This is a genomic window from Candidatus Flexifilum breve (assembly GCF_016713355.1).
The window spans coordinates 563,996-579,995 of sequence record NZ_JADJPI010000004.1 but is presented as its reverse complement, the minus strand read 5'-3'; the positions used below and the strand labels follow the sequence as shown (position 1 = coordinate 579,995).

At 60.6% G+C, this 16,000-nt stretch carries 13 protein-coding genes; 4 read left to right on the top strand and 9 right to left on the bottom strand.

Going from position 1 to position 16,000, the window contains the following annotated elements; genetic code table 11:
• Positions 1–10: 10 nt before the first annotated feature.
• The 4 genes from IPK17_RS03300 to IPK17_RS03285 form a co-directional block, all read right to left on the bottom strand.
• Positions 11–1,813 (bottom strand): ABC transporter substrate-binding protein, encoded by a 1,803-nt coding sequence (locus tag IPK17_RS03300; RefSeq protein ID WP_343416242.1) that lies wholly within the window; start codon positions 1,811–1,813, stop codon positions 11–13.
• 76 nt (positions 1,814–1,889) lie between these two features.
• A complete protein-coding gene (secG, locus tag IPK17_RS03295) occupies positions 1,890–2,117 on the bottom strand; it encodes a preprotein translocase subunit SecG (protein ID WP_343416241.1) in 228 nt (75 codons plus the stop codon).
• Between the two features lie 132 nt (positions 2,118–2,249).
• Positions 2,250–3,467 (bottom strand): S41 family peptidase, encoded by a 1,218-nt coding sequence (locus tag IPK17_RS03290; RefSeq protein WP_343416240.1) that lies wholly within the window; start codon positions 3,465–3,467, stop codon positions 2,250–2,252.
• A 148-nt stretch (positions 3,468–3,615) separates the two neighbouring features.
• A complete protein-coding gene (locus tag IPK17_RS03285; RefSeq protein ID WP_343416239.1) occupies positions 3,616–4,086 on the bottom strand; it encodes a c-type cytochrome in 471 nt (156 codons plus the stop codon).
• Between the two features lie 231 nt (positions 4,087–4,317).
• On the opposite strand from IPK17_RS03285, the gene IPK17_RS03280 reads away from it, so the two are divergent.
• The gene (locus IPK17_RS03280) at positions 4,318–5,118 is read left to right on the top strand and encodes a CoA transferase subunit A (RefSeq protein ID WP_343416238.1); all 801 of its coding nucleotides are present in this window, start codon (positions 4,318–4,320) and stop codon (positions 5,116–5,118) included.
• Positions 5,119–5,233: 115 nt separating this feature from the next.
• Here the strand turns inward: IPK17_RS03280 and IPK17_RS03275 are convergent, their stop codons facing one another.
• The 5 genes from IPK17_RS03275 to IPK17_RS03255 form a co-directional block, all read right to left on the bottom strand.
• Positions 5,234–6,247, bottom strand: a complete 1,014-nt coding sequence (locus IPK17_RS03275) for an ABC transporter ATP-binding protein (RefSeq protein ID WP_343416237.1) — start codon at positions 6,245–6,247, stop codon at positions 5,234–5,236.
• A complete protein-coding gene (locus IPK17_RS03270; protein WP_343416236.1) occupies positions 6,247–7,884 on the bottom strand; it encodes an ABC transporter permease in 1,638 nt (545 codons plus the stop codon). Before IPK17_RS03270 ends, IPK17_RS03275 begins: the two co-directional genes overlap by 1 nt.
• Entirely contained in the window at positions 7,860–8,900 is a 1,041-nt protein-coding gene (locus tag IPK17_RS03265) for a thiamine ABC transporter substrate-binding protein (RefSeq protein WP_343416235.1), read from the bottom strand. Before IPK17_RS03265 ends, IPK17_RS03270 begins: the two co-directional genes overlap by 25 nt.
• Positions 8,901–8,998: 98 nt before the next feature.
• Positions 8,999–9,805: a ZIP family metal transporter gene (locus IPK17_RS03260; protein ID WP_343416234.1), complete on the bottom strand. Its 807-nt coding sequence runs from the start codon at positions 9,803–9,805 to the stop codon at positions 8,999–9,001.
• 92 nt (positions 9,806–9,897) lie between these two features.
• Positions 9,898–11,232 (bottom strand): M23 family metallopeptidase, encoded by a 1,335-nt coding sequence (locus IPK17_RS03255; protein ID WP_343416233.1) that lies wholly within the window; start codon positions 11,230–11,232, stop codon positions 9,898–9,900.
• A gap of 177 nt (positions 11,233–11,409) precedes the next feature.
• On the opposite strand from IPK17_RS03255, the gene IPK17_RS03250 reads away from it, so the two are divergent.
• From IPK17_RS03250 to abc-f, 3 genes are all read left to right on the top strand, one after another.
• Positions 11,410–12,342 (top strand): J domain-containing protein, encoded by a 933-nt coding sequence (locus IPK17_RS03250; RefSeq protein WP_343416232.1) that lies wholly within the window; start codon positions 11,410–11,412, stop codon positions 12,340–12,342.
• Positions 12,343–12,553: 211 nt separating this feature from the next.
• Entirely contained in the window at positions 12,554–14,068 is a 1,515-nt protein-coding gene (locus IPK17_RS03245) for a right-handed parallel beta-helix repeat-containing protein (protein WP_343416231.1), read from the top strand.
• Between the two features lie 209 nt (positions 14,069–14,277).
• Positions 14,278–15,981, top strand: a complete 1,704-nt coding sequence (gene abc-f / locus IPK17_RS03240; RefSeq protein ID WP_343416230.1) for a ribosomal protection-like ABC-F family protein — start codon at positions 14,278–14,280, stop codon at positions 15,979–15,981.
• The last annotated feature ends 19 nt before the right edge of the window (positions 15,982–16,000 follow it).

The following is a 16,000-nucleotide window of genomic DNA, read 5'->3' as shown; positions in this document are numbered from 1 at the left end:
AGTGTTCTTCTTACTGAACGTTCCAGTCGGCAATATTGCGGAAGCGGTCGGCGGGTGTGCCAAGGTAACCCAACTGCACTCCAGTCACGTTGGAGCGCGTGACGAAGGTGTAGACCGGGTAATACAGCGGGATGGCGATGGCGCGTTCGACGAAGATGTTCTGGAACGCGCGGTAATCCTGTAAGCGGTTGATGCCGTAGGGTTCACGCCGTCCGCGCTCCAGCAGTTCGCTGATACGGCGATCATCCGCGCCCCCATAGTTCAAGCCGTCCGGGTACTGCCCTTGGTGCCAGAACGCATACACATCCGGATCCGCGCTGTCACCGAGCGCGTACTCGACCAGCGCCGCGTCGAAGTCGTGCGCGCGCAGGCGCTCGTCGTACGTCGCCTGATCGACTGCGTCGATGCTGATGTTCAGCCCCAACTGCGACCACTGCGTCGCGATTTCATTAGTCAACCGCACCAGCGCGGGATCATCCGGTGTGAGGATGCTGAAGGTGAACAGCGCCGCCGATTCGACTGTGCCTTCCGGGGCGGCCGTCGCTTCGGCTGTGCTCTCAGCGCTGCCGTTCAAGCGCTCCAAGCGTTCAAAGGCCTGCTGGAGCAGGGCGCGCGCGGTCGTCGGATCGTAGGCGGGCGGTGCGACCTCGGGTGAATACGCCCATGAGCCGAGGATCATAGGACTGTCGGCGCGAATGGCGGCATTCGACATACTGCGATCCAGCACCGACGAGCGATCCAGCCCGGTGTCGAGAGCCACGCGCACCCGCTGTTCGCGGAAGAAGCGCGAATCGTCGGCAACCCAGTTGAAGATGATCGCGCCGAGCGTTGGTTCGATGCTGTTGTTGGCGATGAGAGTCGTTTGGTTCAGGGTGAGTTGGAACAGCGGCGCGCGCTCGTTCCAGTCACGCGCGGCCAACCCTTCGACTGCGCCGCCCGCCAGCGCGTCGTAGGCGGTCTGGAAGGAGTCGTAGAGCGTAAAACTCACTCGGTCGAGGGCATATACGCCCGTTTGACCTTCCGGTCGCTGGCGGTAGACGGGCGCCAGACGCAGCTCGACGCCGGTGATGCGCTGACTGTCCGCGTGAATGCTATCCAGTTGGTAGGCGCCCGTGCCAATCGGCGCCAGGTTGAACGGATGGGTCGCCAGCGCGTCGGCGGTGGTTCCGCGCAGCGCATGTTCCGGCAGGATGCCAATGGTCAGCCGATCCAGAAACGTGCCGAGCGGCTGCGTGAGCCGGAAACGGATCAGGTAATCGCCGAGCTGATCGGTTTCGACCGTGCGCCAGAACGCCCCGAGTTCCGAATTGCCGGGGAAGGTCGGCGACCGCAGTACAGACATGGTGTAGGCGACATCCGCCGCGGTGAAAGGGATGCCGTCCTGCCACAGGACATCCTGCCGCAGCGTAAAGATGTATTCGAGACCATCGGCCGAGATCACCCAACTTTGGGCCAGCGCCGGAATTGGTTCGCCGAAGGCATCGGTTTTGGTCAAGCCCTCAAAGATGAGCGCGGTAATGTCCCGGTCGACCGGGTTGAGATTGGCGAACAGCGGGTTCAACCGCTGCACGGTGCCGATCAACGCTTCACGGTAGGTGCCGCCGTCCGTCGTCAGCGTCACTTGCAGCGGCGGTGACGTTGGGTTTGGGGTGGGACTGGGCAGCGCCGCGATGCCTGCTTCTTCACCGCCGATGGTCGCCGTTGCCGTCGGGGCGGGGGCGGGCGCATCGCTGCTCCGCACCACCAGACCGATCACAAACAGCGCCGCCGCCAGCAGCAGGGCGATCAATTGCCAGCGAAATCCACGCAGCATGACACTTCACCTCAACGCAAAAAAGGTGTTTCCCGGCTGGGCGAAACACCTGTCAAGACAAATTGGATTCGTGCGGTTAGTTGTTGAGCGCAAATGAAAGGATGGCGACCATCAGGAACACGAAGCCCAACACGATGGTGACTTGATAGAGCGTCTTTTCCAGACCACGGCGCGTGCGGGTGATGCCGCCGCTTTCGCCGCCGCCCAACAAGTCGCCGAGGCCGGAGCCCTTCGCCTGCATCAGCACGAGAATAACCAACACCACTGAAACAATAATCGAGACGATCTGTAAGGCAGCTTCCATGCCGTAAACTCCTAGCTGATAAAAAGCGTTCGCAGTATAGCATGGGGCGAAGGGAATGCAAAGTGGCGGCTGACAAACGAGGGGAAAGCGTCGGGGTGCAACACTCTGCACCCCGACCGCTGAAATGCTGATTTACTGCGCGGGCGCGGCGACCTGCGTTTGCAGGAAGCTGAGCGCTTCTGCCAACTGCGGATCATTCGGATCGTTATAGCTCTCCGGCGTCCATTCGATCGTGATATCCGGGTCGATGCCCTGTTCGTGAATCCAGCGCCCGCTCGGCGTGAGCCAGCGCGCAATCGTCAGGCGGACGCCGCCGCCGTTGATGAGCGGATGCCATGTCTGCACTGTGCCCTTGCCGAGCGTGGTCTCGCCGATGATGGTCGCTGCGCCCGAATCCTGCAGCGCCCCCGCGACCAGTTCGGACGCGCTCGCGCTGCTCTCATTGACCAGCAGCACAATCGGCACAGTGATCCCGGCGAAGTCACCGTTGGCGGTGAAGGTCTGCGCATTGCCGTCGCCGAAATCTTCGACGACCACGGTGCCTTCTTCGACAAACGCGCTCGCAATTTCGATGGCGCTGCTGAGCAGACCACCCGGATTATCGCGGAAGTCGAGCACCAGCCCATTCAAGCTGTTCACGTCGATGCTGGCAAACGCGTTATCAAGGTCATGGCGGGCTTCCGCCGTGAACTGATTCAGCTTGACGTAGCCGTAGTTGCCGTCGAGGATTTCATATTCGACATTGGGGATGATGATGTGCGCCCGCTCGACCGTGAACTCGATCAGCTCATTGTAGCGCCGTACGGTGATGTCGACGGTGCTGCCCGCCGGACCCCGCACCAGCACCGCCAGTTCCGTCTGGTTCATGCCGGCGACTTCCTGACCATCCACGGTGACGAAGATGTCGCCGTTCATCATGCCCGCGAGCTGCGCGGGGGTGCCTTCCAGCACGCCGACGACCTCGATCTCGCCCGTTTCTTCGACCGTGTGAATGACGACGCCAATACCTTCAATCTCGCCTTCGAGATCGCTGTTCAGCAGGTCATAGACTTCCGGATTCATGTAGCCGCTGTATTGGTCTTCGAGCGCGTCGACCATGCCGCTGATCGCGCCATCAACCAGCACCGACGTATCGATCTCGTCGAGGTAATCGCTCTTGATCAGATTGAACACTTGCCAGAACGGTTCAAAGTCTCGCTGGACATCGGCGGGGGGGGTGGTGTCGCCGCCTTGAGCCTGAGTTAGCCCGCGCCCATTGCCGATGGCGAAGCCGGCCGTGAAGACGAGGGCGAGGATGATGGCTGTCGACAGGTGCTGCCAGCGCCCGCGCAGTTGACTTGACAATTTCATGGGGTAACTCCACTGAACTCTCAGACTTCGATTATACGGCGTCTTGCACAGATGTGCGGGTAAATGTGTTGTGAGAGATGCGTAGATTGTACGCTAGAACAGGGGAGTGGTGATCAAAAAGGGCGGCTCTGGGGCCGCCCTGACAGGACTAAAGGGTGAGGAGAAACGCGATTAGGTCGGCGATATCTTGCTCGGTGAGCGTTTCGCCGAAGGTTGGGGGCATGATGGGGCGGAAGCCGGGAACGAGATAAGCTTCTGGTTCGACAATGCTCTGGTGAATATAAGCTTCCGCGCTCAGCCCGGCGACGCGCTGACCGGCGCGTTCGTCGAGACCGATCATGTTTGGTGCAAGCTGAAACGCGTTGCGTCCACCGCTTGTGCCGTGACAGGATGAGCACGGCGGCGCGCCATTGACGCCCTGCGCGAAGATTTGCTGACCACGTACCGGATCGCCAACCAGGGCGGCGGGTGTCGGTTCAGCCGTGGGCGCAAATGTCGCCGAGGGGCGCGGCGTGACGCTCACTTGCAGGGCGGGCTGAGATGCGCCGCTCACCGCTGCGAAGGCGCCAACGGTGAACACCAACCCCGCCAGAATAACCGCTAACAAGACTCGCAGCATGATTCGTTCTTTCCTAGTGCATAATTCCAAGGGCAACTATACGCCTTTACCAACCCGGTTTCATCCAACAGACAGCTAACCCTTACTCCGATTTCAGATGGATCGACTTTCCCCGACCAAAGATGGAGAGCGGGTGGCCGAGTGGGTAATTCAATCTGTTGTGTTGCGGGCTGTTGATGTATTGTATCGGCAGCAAGACCCGAGAAGCGTAGAGAACAGGTGGGATAGACGGTGGCAGAGTGGATTACGTTGGATCAAGCGGCGGCGCTCATCCCGGATGGCGCGACGCTGGCGCTCGGTGGCATGACCGTGTATCGCCGTCCGGTGGCGTTTGTCAAGGCGCTGCTGCGCCGCACGCCGCGCCCCAAAGACTTGACCTTGTTGTGCTTTACGGCTGGCATTGAGAGCGATTTACTGGTTGGCGCGGGCTGCGTGGCGACGGTGCGCTCGGCCTATTTCGGCCTCGAATCGTTTGGCCTCGCGCCAATGTTCACCGAGCGGGCGAACCGCGGCGAAATCCGCGTGATCGAAGAGACAGAGCAGAGTCTCGCGATGGGCATGCGCGCCCATATGGCCGGTGTGGGATTTATGCCCTCCATGGGGTGGATCGGTACCGACTTACCGCGCTTACGCCCCGATGTCAAAACGGTGATCGACCCGTACAGCGGCGAAGAACTGGTCGCGTTCCCGGCCATTCACTGTGATGTGGTGGTGATCCACGCGCTGGAAGGGGATGCGCGCGGTAACGTCAAGCTGAATAACAACCTTGGCGTGGATATGGAATTGATTTATCTCGCTGAGACCGTGATTGTCACGGTCGAAAACATCGTCGAGCGGGTTGAACGCACGGCTGACAGCTTCCTGATGCCCGCGCCGGCGACGACGCATCTCGTACATGCGCCGCGCGGCGCGTACCCGACTTCCTGCTATCCGCTGTACCCGATTGGCGGCGGGGAGTTCATGCGCTACGTCGATGCATGCAACGCGGGCAAATTCGAAGAGTACATCGCCGATGTGACAAGGGATAATTAACCGCAGAGAACGCAAAGAACGCAGAGCAAACAAGAAAAGACTCAACGCAAAGACGCCAAGCGAGTAGGGACGAGGCACGCCTCGTCCTCTTTGTCCTCTCTGCGGTCTCCGCAGTTCAGTTCTTTAGTGGCAGTACGTAGGCGGGATTGATGCTGAGGGCAATCGGTTCACCGGGGCGAGGTGGTTGCTCGACTCTGCGTGAGTCGTATTTGAACGCCAGCGGTACGCCATTCACCTCTAGACTGACTTGCAGGGCGTCGCCCTGAAACACGGCTTCGGTCACGGTGCCGCGCAGATTGCCGTCTCCACCCAGCGTAATGCCATCCGGATGCAGCAGCAGCGCGGGCGCGCGTTGATCGAGCGGGAAGCTGCCTAACGCCGTGTTTGCCTGTCCATCGCGCCAGTCCGTCACCGTCACTACATTCCCCAAGCCGAGCAGGCGCGCCGCAAAGACGGTCGTCGGACGGTGATACACTTCCATCGGCGTGCCGATCTGGGCGATGACGCCGGACTCCATGATCGCCAACCGATCTGCGACCGCAAAGGCTTCGCGGCGGTCGTGCGTCACGTAGACCGCCGTCAAGCCCACCGCCTTGATGATGTCGCGCAGTTCGAGGATGAGGCGTTCGCGCAGCACGGCGTCCAGCGCGCCGAGCGGCTCGTCGAGCATGAGGAGGCGTGGGCTCGGCGCGAGGCTGCGTGCCAAGGCGACGCGCTGGCGTTCGCCACCGGAAAGCTGCGCTACGTCCCGCCGCTCAAAGCCGCTCAGGTTCACCAGCGCGAGGACTTCACTCACGCGGCGCTGACGTTCGCCCGGCTTGATTTGTCTCATGCGCAGGCCAAATTCGACGTTTTGCGCGACGTTCAAATGCGGAAACAGGGCGAAATCCTGAAACATCAGGCCGAAGTCGCGGGTGTGGACGGGCTGCTTGAGGATTGATCTGCCTTCCAGCTGCACGTCGCCCGCATCGGGGCGATCCAGCCCCGCGACGATGCGCAGCAGGGTTGATTTGCCCGAGCCGCTCGCGCCCAGTAAACACACAATTTCGCCGCGTTCGACCTTCAGATCGATGCCGCGCAGGACGGGCGTTGAGTCAAACGAGCGCGTTATCCCGGTCACTGACAGCATCAAAACTCCCCGATTCCCAGCACGCGCGCGCGCTCAATCAGCACAAAGCTGATCGCGCACACGCCCATCAAAATGGCGCTCATAGCCAGCGCCTGACCGTAATTAAGGGCCCCCGGCTGCCCAAGCAGACGGAAGATCACCAGCGGCATCGTTGGCGTTTCGGGACGCGCGACGAACAGCGACGCGCCAAATTCGCCCATGCTCACCGTGAAAGCGAACGTCGCCCCGACGATCAGCCCGCGCCCGATGAGTGGCAGGTCGATCAGGCGCAAAATCGTCGTGGGGGATGCGCCTAACAGGGCCGCCGCGCCGCGCACGTTGGGCGAAATGCTGCGCAGGGCGGGCAGCACGCTGCGCACGACAAAGGGCATGGCGACCAGCGTGTGCGCGATCACGATCAGCGCGCGGGAGGTGCGCAGGTTGAGCGGCGGCTCGTCGAGGGCAATGATAAAGCCGAAGCCGAGCGTCACCGCGCTGGTCGCCAGCGGCAGCATATAGATTGGGTCAAGCAGGCTGGAGAGCCGACCACGCCGCGCCAGCCCATAGGCGGCGATCAAGCCGAGAATGAGCGAGAGCACGGTTGTCAGCAGCGCGTAGACCACCGAATTGCCGACGGCTTCCAGCGGCGGCACGAACAGCACCGATCCGCGTGCATTGGTGGAGAGCGCCGCATAGTATTGCAGCGTCCAGCCGTTCGCCGACCAGAACGAGCGCAGCAAGAGCGCGATCAGTGGGGCGAACAGCAGTACCGCCATCAAGGCGATGTTGCCCCCGACGAACAGCTTTTCACGCGGCGTTTTCGGCGTCCGCGCGACCGTCTGCGCGGCCTGCAGATCGGTGCTGGTCTGGGCCTGCAAGCGCGTGTAGACCAGCATGAGCGCGAACATCAGCGCCAGTTGAAAGATCGACAGCGCGGCGGCGATTTGCAAATTGAGCAGGCTGTTGGCCTGACGGTAGATTTCGACTTCCAGCGTGGCGAAGCGAATGCCGCCCAAGATCAGCATGACGCCGAACGAGGTGAAGCAGAAGATGAAAATCAGCGCGGACGATGCCAGAATCGCCGGGCGAATCGCCGCGAGACGAATCTCCCACCACAAGCGCCAGCCATGCGCGCCGAGTACCCGCGCCGCTTCTTCGATGCGCGGGCTTTGCGTTGCCCAGTAACTGCTGATCATGCGCAGCGCCAGCGCGTAGTTGTAGAAGACGTGGGCGATCAGGATGATCGTTAGCGTACCTTCGAGGTTGAGCGGGAGGATGCCGCGTTCGCCGATCAACGCGCTGAAAGCCGCCGCGACCACGACTGTCGGCAGCACGAACGGGAGCGTCGAGACGGAGAGCAGCAGTGCCTTGCCGGGGAAGTCGAAGCGAGCGAAGGCATACGCGCCGGGGAGCGCCAACCCGACCGTGAGCAGGGTCGAGAGCGCGGCTTGCCCGGTCGTGAACAGGAAGATGCGGATGTAGTAGTCATCCGTGAAGATTTCCGCGAAGCCGCTGAGATCGAGCACACCGTCCGGCGTCAGGCTGACGACGAACAAACTGATCAGCGGGTAGAAAAAGAAGATGAGGAGGAAGGCGGGCGGAAGCAGGATCAACCCGTTCCGCCCCAGCCAGCTCAGCGCAGAACGGTTTCCGTCCACGCCTCAATCCATTCTTCGCGTCCGGCATCGATGTCCGCCGGGTCAAGCACGACCGGGTTTTCTGGAATCTGCGCATAGTCAATGAAGACTTCTGGCAGTTCCGCATTGCCATTCACGGGGAAGACAAACATCTGCGTCGGCATATCCTCCTGGAAGTCGACGCTCAACAGGAAGTCCATGAACTGCTGCGCCGCTTCGAGGTTATCCGTGCCCTGCAGGATGCCCGCGAATTCGATCTGCCGGAAGCAGGTGCCATCCGCCACAATCGATCCGGTCGGGGCGACATCGGTCGGCGGGTCGGCGAACAGTACTTCGGCAGGCGGGCTGCTGGCATAGCTCACTACCAGCGGACGCGAACCCCCGTAACGGGTGAATTCGCCATAATAGGCGTCCGTCCAGCCTTCGGTGATCGCCACATCATTCGCGACCAGATCCGTCCAGTAATCAAGGTACGTGTAATCGCCTTCTGCGCCAAACGCAGCGACGGTCGCCATGAGGAAGGCGAGACCGGGCGACGAGGTGGCCGGGTTTTCCACGACGAGCAATCCGCTGTATTCGGGCTTGGTGAGGTCGGCGAGCGATTCCGGCAGCGCGAGGCCGTTCTCCTCGAAATAGGCGATATCGTAGTTCAGGCACACGTCGCCGTAGTCGACCGGGGTGACGTTGTGGTCGGGATCGACAATGAACGCCTCGTCGACGCTCTGCAGCGCGGGCGATTCGTAGGCGATAAACAAGTCTTCGTTCAGCGCGCGGCTCAAAAACGTGTTATCCACGCCGAACACGACATCGCCGAGCGGATTGCTCTTGCTCAGAATGAGCTGGTTGAGCATCGTCCCGGCATCACCCAAACGCAGTACCTCGACAGTGATGCCCGTTTCCTGTTGAAACTGTGCGAGTATCTCTTCTGTGTAGGCAAAGCTGTCGTGGGCGACGACCGTGAGCGTGTTGTCCTGCGCGGACACGGCGGCCGCGCCGAGCAGCAGCAGTAAAGTTGTGATCCAAATGACTTTCGTCATCGTTCCTCCTGTTTGCAAGCGTCCCTACGTATAGCGCAAACCTGAGCGGAGCGCAATGCAAATTGACAGCTTGTCACCATCGGTTAACTATCAGATGATTAGCCGAGCGCCACGTCGAGGAACATCATCACGGCAAAGCCGAGCATGGCGCCGAGTGTGCCGCGGTCGGTGTTGCCGTTGCCCTGCGCTTCGGGAATCACTTCTTCAACCACGACAAAGATCATCGCCCCGGCGGCAAAGCTCAGCGCGTAGGGGAGGATCGGCCGGGCGTAGAGCACTGCCGCCGCGCCGATCACTCCGGCGATCGGTTCGACGATGGCGGAGAGCTGGCCGTACCAGAAGCTTTTGAGGCGGCTCATGCCCGCGCGGCGCAGCGGCACGGCGACCGCGATACCTTCCGGGAAGTTTTGCAGGCCAATGCCGAGCGCCAGCGCGACCGCGCCCGCCAAAGTCGCCGAGGAGAGACCGTGGGCGACCGCGCCGAAGGCCACGCCGACTGCCAAGCCTTCGGGGATGTTGTGCAGGGTGATCGCCAGTACGAGCAGCAGCGACTTCTGCCACTCGGTCTTGATGCCTTCCGGTTGGTCGGATTCGGGATGCTGATGCGGCAGCACATAGTCCAGCGCGCGCAGGAACACCCCGCCGAGGATGAATCCGGTCACCGCCGGGAACCACGCGGGCAGCACGCCGCCTTCGCCCATTTCGATAGCGGGGGCAAGCAGCGACCAGAACGACGCGGCGATCATCACGCCGCCCGCGAAGCCGAGCATGGTGTCGAGGGTTCGGCGGCTGACTTGCCCGGTGAGAAAGACGGTCGCGGCGCCGAGGGCGGTCACGCCCCACGTGAACAAAGTCGCGAGCAGGGCTTGGAGTTGTGGGGAGAAGGTTTGCAGCAGTTCGACCATGATACCCTACGGTGATTTTTAGACTCACCTTATTCTCGCATTAGGGAGGCCAAAAAGCGACTCGCGGTGTCATGATCACGCCCTGATCAATGTCACTGACGGCGATACACCTCGATGTCGTCGATCAGGGCGGCGGGCGCATTATCCGCGGGGTTGACGAGGATCATCAGGCGGACGGTCGCCCATGAGTTGGGAACGGTGAGCATGAGCGCGTATGGCTGCAATGGGGTATTCGCTGCGACCACAATAGCTGACCATACGCCATTAATGCCATTGGTCAAGCCGACGCTGACCGTTTTGTCGATGGCGCTGCCGTTGCCCAACCGCAGCGCGACCTCAAACGCGGTATGAGCCCACGCGCCACCGGGGAGTGCTTGATAGAAGCCGCCCCAATCCGGCGCTTCCGTCGAGCGCAACCGTGTTGCGCGCATAACGCCGTCGCGCACCGCCCAGTTGACCCAACCGGACGGTGTCCACGCCTCGGTACCTGCGCTGAAATCGCCGTTGGTCACGAGATTGGCGTCACTTAACGGGATCGGATGTTGGGCAGCTTGCAGCACCGTTCCGTACGCCCAGCCCGCCGCTTCAGCCATAGAATACCCGCTGATCGGCACGTTCTGTTCGGCATACACATAGCCACCGTAAACCGCCTCGGTACGGTCGCCGTCGCGGTCAGCGTCGAGCACGTCCATGTAGGCGGCGACAGCATATTCCTGCCCGAATTCGACATGTAGATGTGCGGCGGATGATGTGCCCGTGTTGCCTTCTTGGGCGATGATCTCGCCCGCGTGGATGGGGACAGCGCAGTTCGCCGCGCTGTGCTCAGCCGAGCATTGATCAGTGATCCACGTGGGGATGCTGTGCGGCGCAAGATGTCCGTAGAGCGAATATTCGTGCGGGGCGTGCTGAATGATGATCACATTCCAGTACCACCATGCGCCCGCCGTATAGCCGTTGACGTCCGCGGAGTCGTTCACATAGATGATTGTGCCATCTTTGGCGGCGGCCATCTCGCGTCCGGTCAGGTCAAAGTCGATTTGCCCGCGTCCATGCAGGTTGAAGCTGCGTGTGACCGTTCCATACGCGCCATCGGCAAAGGGGAGGGCGTAGGGCGCTGCGGGCGCAAAGGCGGGGTCGGCGCTCGGCTTGTACGGCGTCGAATCGGCGGCGGCGCGGATGCTCAAGGGTAATTGCTCGTAAGCGGCTTGATAGCCGGAATCGCCGGGTAAGAAAACCTGCCATGACCCGTTCTGATGGATCCCGATAAGCCAATCAATTAAGCCGGGGTAGGCTGTACCCGTCAGCCGATCCACCGTTTCTGCATAAATGATCGCGCCAGCTTCGTCAGCAATTCGCCCAACTTCGCGGTGAAAAGAGGGGCTATCCAGCGGGACGACGGCCAACCGTTGGGCAAGGGCGACATCCAAATTGGCTGACGGTTGTGTTAGAGAAAGGGTATAAAATAGTAGAATCGCGGTTACAATGGCTTTCAAGCTGTTCTCGACAAGTCCAATCGATCAACGTCACTCTGTAGGGTACAATCAATGTAGCCCTCAACTCGCGCAGAAGCATAGATCGTCATTAGGCATGGTGCAACACGGCCAATGAAACAATTTGTCCTAGATCATCTGATTCAAGAATGCCGGCAGGCCGACCGCGTGATCGCCTGCACCCAGCAGAAAGATTCTGACCTCTCCATCAAGCTGAAGAACGGCAAGACGGTGAGTGTCTTCGTGATCAACCGCGCCATTCGTCTGCCTGAAATCAAGGAGACATACGAAGGGAACACTTCGCGGGGCGTGCATACGCTCTTCATTCTCGACGCGCGCATGCTGCCGCTGGATAACAGTCGCATTGAACCGCCGCCGCACTGGATGGAGGCGCTGCACACGCTGACATGCAGCCGCATCTATACCTATCATCTCGACGGGCGCAGCGTGACCATCCGCCCGCTGCACATTGAATGGCGCTGGGGCGACGCACCGCGCTTTGTCGAATATGGCGAGATCGTCAATATCAACGACCTGCACACGGACGTGATCGAATCGAATTCGAAGCTGATCACGGGACGGTTCGCCGCAGCAAACTTCGGCGAAGGTTCGTTCTGGAAGAAGAAAGCGCCGCTTGAAGAGGCGCAGTACCGCTACTCGTGGCGCAACTGGTCGTACAGCGAAAAGAAATCGACACGTCAGGAAGAAGAGACCCCGAGCGGCTGGAGTTCGTGGGAGGAATTTTCGCGCAATTATGGCGATGTCGGCGGGTCAGATGAGCCGCAGTGGGACTGGGCGGGCGAAGCGGATAAGAACCGCCAGCAGCGCCGCACGCGCAAATCTGTCGCCTCCGAGCAGCGCCAGCACTATGCCGTGCTTGGCGTGTCTGCCGAAGCCTCGTTTGAGGAAGTCAAGCAGGCGTACCGCAAAAAGGCGCGCGAGTATCACCCCGACCTGCACCCGACCGAAAAAGAGAAGTACACCGCGAAAATGGCGGAGATCAACACCGCCTTCGAAGCGATCACCAAGCAGAAGCAGAGTAAGTAGTTCTCAGTTCACAGTAGACAGTAAACAGTGGCTAACGCCTTGCCATTCGACTGGGAATTGATGGCTTGTCATAGGCTGTGCCAAAACGCAGAAGTGAAGCGCCTCACAGAATTGAGATCGAGGGCCGGGCAAATGTGCCGTAGAATCGGTGCATGGACGTGAATCGGTGCGTCCGCCCGACCGCGATCGCTACCCAAAGGCCTAGTCTACGATGAAGCCCATCCTGCTCGCTCTGCTTCTGCTGCTTCTGTCCGCGACCGTTGTTTCCGCACAAGCCGCTGATACCCGTTACTACGATATCGGCAGTCCCACGTTCACCGATGTGTGGGTTGATCCCTACGCTGGCAATGACCTCAATGCCGGGGATACGCCGCAGACCGCGCTGCGCACGATCACCGAGGCATGGAATCGCATCCCGATGGGCGTCGAACTGACAACCGGCTACCACATTCATTTGCTGCCCGACGAGTACCCGGAAGACACCATTCCCGTATATTGGGAGTCGCGCTACGGGACGTATGAGCATCCGATACTCATCTCCGGGGAGAGCGAAGTGTTCGGGGTGATCCTGCTCGCGCCGATCAACCTGTACGACTCCCGCTATGTCTATTTCGACGGTTTCACGCTGAGTCCCGGTGTCGATGCCTTCCACTGCGAACGCTGCGATCACGTGCTGCTGCGCAACCTGATCATCACCGGAGCCGATCCCGAAAGCTATCAAACGCAGGAGACGGTGAAGGTCAACCAGTCGACCAACATTTACATCGAAAACAGCGACATTTCCGGTGCCTGGGACAATGTGATCGACTTTGTCGCCGTGCAGTCCGGACATGTCGTCGGGAACGCCATTCACAATTCGGGCGACTGGTGCGCGTATGCTAAGGGCGGCTCGGCCTACATCACTTATGAAGCCAATGAGCTCTACAACTGTGGCAATGGCGGTTTCAGCGCGGGGCAGGGGACGGGATTTCAGTATATGGTCCCGCCGTTCCTGCGCTATGAGGCGTACTATATCCGCTTCGTCAATAACTACGTGCACGACGCGACGGGCGCGGGTGTGGGCGTGCAGGGCGGCTACAATATCCTGATCGCCTACAACACCTTTCTGAATATCGGCGCGCGCAGTCACCTGTTGGAAGTTGTGTTTGGCGGGCGGAGCTGCGACGGTCAGCCGGGCGATGAAAGCCGTGAACGCTGCGACGAGTACGCAGCGCAGGGCGGCTGGGGTAACAACCTGATTGCGGATGGGGAGAACTACGTCCGCATCCCCAACCGCCACGTTTACATCTACAACAACCTGTTCTATAACCCGGAAGGCGCGCAGTCGCAGTGGCAGCAGTTCACCATCTTTGGTCCGTTTACCGGGGGTGGTCAGGGGAACGCGCCGTCACCCGCGCTGGCCGATGTTGATCTGCACATCGTCAACAACGTGATCGGGAACGGCCCGGCAGATCATCCGCTCGGGTTGGGCGAGAATTCTGGCTGCGCGGCGGATAACCCGACCTGCAACGAAACACAGCTCGTGCGCGATAACGCGATCAATACGCTGGCCATCAGCCCGGAACTGACGGTGGCGAATTACGCGCCCATCGCGCTGCCGCCGTTTGTCGCTGACGATGATCATGTTCCGCCGCCGGATCAGCTCGCACATGTGGTTGTAGTGGATATCAGTGGCGAGTCTCGCGCTGAACACGACAGCGTGGGCGCGCTGGCGGCGGGCAATTGACAAGCGTGCATATTTTCTGCTACGCTGATGCACATGGTTTACATTAGCCCTTCCTCTACGCTCGCATTTGTACTGATCGCGTCCGATCTGGCGCATCCCTTGTACAGATGCGCCTGTTGACCGCATAGGTCAATTAAACATTTCGTCATTTTGACGGCTGCGGCGCATAGCGTTCGCAGCCGTTTTTGATTCTGCGGCAAGGAGATAAGATGCACATCATTCATGTCAACAACATCACCGTGAACTATGACGGGCGGGTGATTTTCAAGGACCTATCGTGGGTGATTGACAGTCAGGATCGCGTCGGGCTGATCGGGCACAACGGTGCGGGCAAGTCGAGCCTGCTGAAAGTCATTGCGGGTCTGTACCAACCGGACGCCGGGGCCATGGTCAAGCAGCGCGGCGTGAGCGTCGGCTATCTACCGCAGCATGTCACGCTGACACCGGGGCGCACGCTCATCGAAGAAGCGATGATCCTGCCCCCCAAGCTGGCCGAAGTCGACGCGGCGCTGCACGCCGTCGAACATAAGTTGACCGACCCCGCAGTGTATAACGATGCCGACGCTCTCACCCGGGCGCTCGGTGAACAGGAGAAACTGGTCGAGCAGTTCGAGGCGCTCGGCGGATCAGCGCATGCCGGGCGCATCCGGTCGATTCTCGCGCACCTCGGCATCAAGCCGGACGCTTACGATCTCCCGGCGGAGACCTTGAGCGGCGGGCAAAAGAAGCTCGTACAGTTCACCCGGCTGGCGGCGGAACAGCCCGACGTGCTGCTGCTCGACGAACCGGACAATCACCTCGACTTGGACGCCAAGCGGCGGCTGGAAGGCTTTCTGCGTGACTATCCCGGCGCAGTGGTGATCGTCTCGCATGACCGCTACCTGCTGGATGAACTGGTGAAGCAGATTGTCGAGATGGAACAGGGCAAGCTGACCGCCTACAAGGGAAATTATTCGCAGTATGCTTTGCTGCGCGAACAGGCGCGTTTGCGGCAGCAGCAGATGTATGTGGCGCAGCAGAAGCGGGTTGCGCAGGTGGAAGCGGCGATCAAGCGCTTTGAGCTGGCCGCGGCCGCCGATCTCAACGAACGTCATGCGCGGCAGGCGCGCAGCCGTCGCAAGATGCTCGAACGCTGGGAAGAAAGCGGCGAGCTGGTCGATAAGGTGCGCGAACGCCGCCAGCTAGAACTGGACTTCGCCGGATCGCGGGGCAGCACGAAGGCCCTAGAGGTCAAGAAGCTGTCAATGGCGTTCGATGATGATCCGATCTTCCTCGATCTGGATTTGCTCGTGCGGCACGGTGAACGGGTCGGCCTGGTCGGCAAAAACGGATCGGGCAAGTCGGTGCTGTTCAAGCTGATTCTGGGCGAACTCGCGCCGCTGGACGGCGAAATCAAGATCGGCAACAGCAGCAAGCTCGGCTACTACGCGCAGGAACATCAGACGCTGTTCTCATGGTACGAGCGCACGCCGATTGAGTTCATCCGCGATGCCTCCCCATCGAGCGAAGGGGCGGCGGTCGCCTTTCTGCTCAACTTCCAGTTCACCTACGAGCAGACGCGCCAGCCCATCGGCACGTTGAGCGGCGGTGAACGCAGTCGGTTGCAGCTTGGCGCGCTGATGCTCCAGCGCCCGAATCTGCTGCTGCTGGACGAGCCAACCAACAACCTCGACATCCAATCGTCGGAGGCGCTGGAAACGGCGCTGGAAGACTTTGAAGGCGCGCTGTTCGTCATTTCGCACGACCGCTATTTTCTGGATCGCGTGGTGGATCGCGTGGTCGAACTGGACGACGGCGCGCTCACCAGCTTCGAAGGCGGCTACACGGACTTTCTAGAGGGAAAAGCAAGAAAAGCGCAAAAGGAAAGAGAAAGACTCAACGCAAAGGCGCAAGGACGCAAAGGCACAAAGTAAGCTGATAATCTAGTTCCAC